Annotated in this window: 3 protein-coding genes; 2 read left to right on the top strand and 1 reads right to left on the bottom strand. The window is 70.9% G+C overall.

All coding sequences use genetic code 11. The features are described 5' to 3' along the window. Both JWP83_RS09525 and argH read left to right on the top strand, forming a co-directional pair. Positions 1-1,155, top strand: a 1,155-nt coding sequence (locus tag JWP83_RS09525; RefSeq protein ID WP_297729225.1) for an argininosuccinate synthase, incomplete at its 5' end; no start/stop codon positions are given. 79 nt (positions 1,156-1,234) lie between these two features. Then, complete coding sequence (gene argH / locus JWP83_RS09520; RefSeq protein WP_297729222.1) at positions 1,235-2,650, top strand: argininosuccinate lyase; 1,416 nt, start codon at positions 1,235-1,237, stop codon at positions 2,648-2,650. A 51-nt stretch (positions 2,651-2,701) separates the two neighbouring features. Here the strand turns inward: argH and JWP83_RS09515 are convergent. Beyond that, positions 2,702-2,963, bottom strand: a 262-nt coding sequence (locus JWP83_RS09515; protein WP_297729219.1) for a hypothetical protein, incomplete at its 5' end; no start/stop codon positions are given.

The raw sequence follows: 2,963 nt of genomic DNA, 5'->3' as shown, positions 1-2,963 counted from the left end.
ACCTCGGTGGCGATCAGCTGGATCGGCAACGAGACCGGCCGCGAGGTGGTCGCGGTCGCGATCGACCTCGGCCAGGGCGGCGAGGACCTGGAGGTGGTGCGCCAGCGGGCCCTGGACTGCGGCGCCGTGGATGCCGTCGTCGTCGACGCCCGCGACGAATTCGCCGAGGGCTACTGCCTGCCGACGGTGCTCAACAACGCGCTGTACATGGATCGCTACCCGCTGGTGTCGGCGATCAGCCGGCCGCTGATCGTCAAGCACCTGGTCGCGGCCGCCCGCGAGCACGGCGGCGGCATCGTCGCGCACGGCTGCACCGGCAAGGGCAACGACCAGGTCCGGTTCGAGGTCGGATTCGCCTCGCTGGCACCGGATCTGGAGGTGCTGGCGCCGGTCCGCGACTACGCGTGGACGCGGGAGAAGGCGATCGCGTTCGCCGAGGAGAACGCCATCCCGATCAACGTCAGCAAGCGCTCGCCGTTCTCGATCGACCAGAACGTGTGGGGCCGCGCGGTGGAAACCGGCTTCCTGGAACACCTTTGGAACGCCCCCACCAAGGACGTCTACGCCTACACCGAAGACCCCACCCTGAATTGGAGCACGCCCGACGAGGTGATCGTCGGTTTCGAGCGCGGGGTGCCGGTGTCCATCGACGGCAAACCGGTGTCGATGCTGCAGGCCATCGAGGAGCTCAACGCCCGCGCCGGGGCGCAGGGTGTCGGGCGCCTCGACGTCGTCGAGGACCGGCTGGTGGGCATCAAGAGCCGCGAGATCTACGAGGCGCCGGGCGCGATGGTGCTCATCACCGCGCACACCGAACTCGAACATGTGACGTTGGAGCGGGAGCTGGGCCGGTTCAAACGCCAGACCGACCAGCGCTGGGCCGAGCTGGTGTACGACGGGCTCTGGTATTCGCCGCTGAAGGTCGCGCTGGAGAGCTTCGTGGCCAAGACCCAGGAGCACGTCTCCGGCGAGGTCCGAATGGTGCTGCACGGCGGCCACATCGCGGTCAACGGCCGCCGCAGCGCGGAGTCCCTGTACGACTTCAACCTGGCCACCTACGACGAGGGCGACAGCTTCGACCAATCGTCGGCGAAGGGTTTCGTCTACGTGCACGGGTTGTCGTCGAAGATCGCCTCCCGCCGGGACCTGCGGTGACCGTCTTGTGCCGAGCAGACACAAAAGCCCCCGACACGCCGTGGGCGAAGGGGCTTTTGCGTCTGCTCGCGGAGAAGCGGTGAGCACGCGCGAGGGGTCGCTGTGGGGCGGGCGGTTCGGCGAGGGTCCGTCTGACGCGCTGGCCGCGCTGAGCAAGTCCACGCACTTCGACTGGGTGCTGGCGCCCTACGACATCATCGCCTCGCGGGCCCACACCGTGATCCTGTTCCGAGCCGGCCTGCTCACCGAGGAGCAGCGCGACGGGCTGCTGGCAGGGCTTGACAGCCTCGCCGAGGACGTCGCCGACGGCAGCTTCACGCCGCTGGTCACCGACGAGGACGTGCACGCCGCGCTGGAGCGCGGGCTGATCGACCGGGTCGGGCCCGACCTGGGTGGCCGGCTGAGGGCCGGGCGGTCGCGCAACGACCAGGTGGCCACGCTGTTCCGGATGTGGCTGCGCGACGCGGTGCGACGGGTCGCCGCCGGGACGCTCGACGTCGTCGGCGCGCTGGCCGCCCAGGCCGCCGCGCACCCGAGCGCCATCATGCCCGGCAAGACCCACCTGCAGTCCGCCCAGCCGATCCTGCTGGCCCACCACCTGCTCGCGCACGCCCAGCCGTTGCTGCGCGACGTGGACCGGATCGTCGACTTCGACAGGCGCGCGGCGGTGTCCCCGTACGGCTCGGGGGCGCTGGCCGGGTCGTCGCTGGGCCTGGACCCGGGCGCGATCGCGGCGGAGCTGGGCTTTCGCGCCGCCGCCGACAATTCCATCGACGCGACTGCGGCCCGGGACTTCGCCGCCGAGGCCGCGTTCGTCTTCGCCATGATCGCCGTCGACCTGTCCCGGCTGGCCGAGGACATCATCCTTTGGAGTACGACGGAATTCGGCTACGTCAGCCTGCACGATTCGTGGTCGACCGGCAGCTCGATCATGCCGCAGAAGAAGAACCCCGACATCGCCGAGTTGGCCCGCGGCAAGGCCGGGCGGCTGATCGGAAACCTGGCCGGGCTGCTGGCGACGCTGAAGGCCCAGCCGCTGGCCTACAACCGTGATCTGCAGGAGGACAAGGAGCCGGTGTTCGACGCGGTCGCCCAGCTGGAGCTGCTGCTGCCGGCCATGGCGGGGCTGGTGGCCAGCCTGACGTTCGACGTCGAGCGGATGGCTTCGTTAGCCGCGGTCGGCTACACGCTGGCCACTGATATTGCGGAATGGCTTGTGCGCCAAGGGGTTCCGTTCCGGTCCGCGCACGAGGCCGCCGGGGCGGCCGTCCGCGCCGCCGAAGGCCGCGGCGTCGGGCTCGACGAGCTGACCGACGACGAGCTCGCCGCCATCAGCCCCGAGCTGACGCCGCAGGTGCGCGAGGTGCTGACGATCGAGGGCTCGGTGTCGTCACGCGACGGGCGGGGCGGCACCGCGCCGGCCCGCGTCGCCGAGCAATTGGATTCGGTGTTGGCGACGTGCGAAGTGCTGAAGGATCGGCTGCGCCGCGTCTGACCTTTCGGTGCGGTACCGGGTGAGCTTCTAGGCAGGCACGCTCGGACCGGCTTAACCATGCGAGCCACTGGTGCCGTTGGTGCCGTTGCTGCCGGCGGGACTGCCGGTCCCGCCGGTGCCCTTCGTGCCGCCGGTGCCACCGGTGCCGCCGGTGCCCACCGTTGTGCCCGAACCGCCGGCGCCCCCGTTTCCACCGTTTGCGCCGTTGCCGCCGTTGCCTCCGGCGCCGCCGCCGGTCGCGTTGCCCCCGGTTGCGCCATTGCCGCCCGTGCCGCCCGCGCCGCCGGTGCCGCCGGTGCCGCCTTGGGCTGCG

It is taken from the genome of Mycobacterium sp., from assembly GCF_025965855.1.
GTDB lineage: Bacteria > Actinomycetota > Actinomycetes > Mycobacteriales > Mycobacteriaceae > Mycobacterium.
Note: the sequence above shows the minus strand (reverse complement) of the source record. Positions and strands in the feature narration are given on the sequence as shown.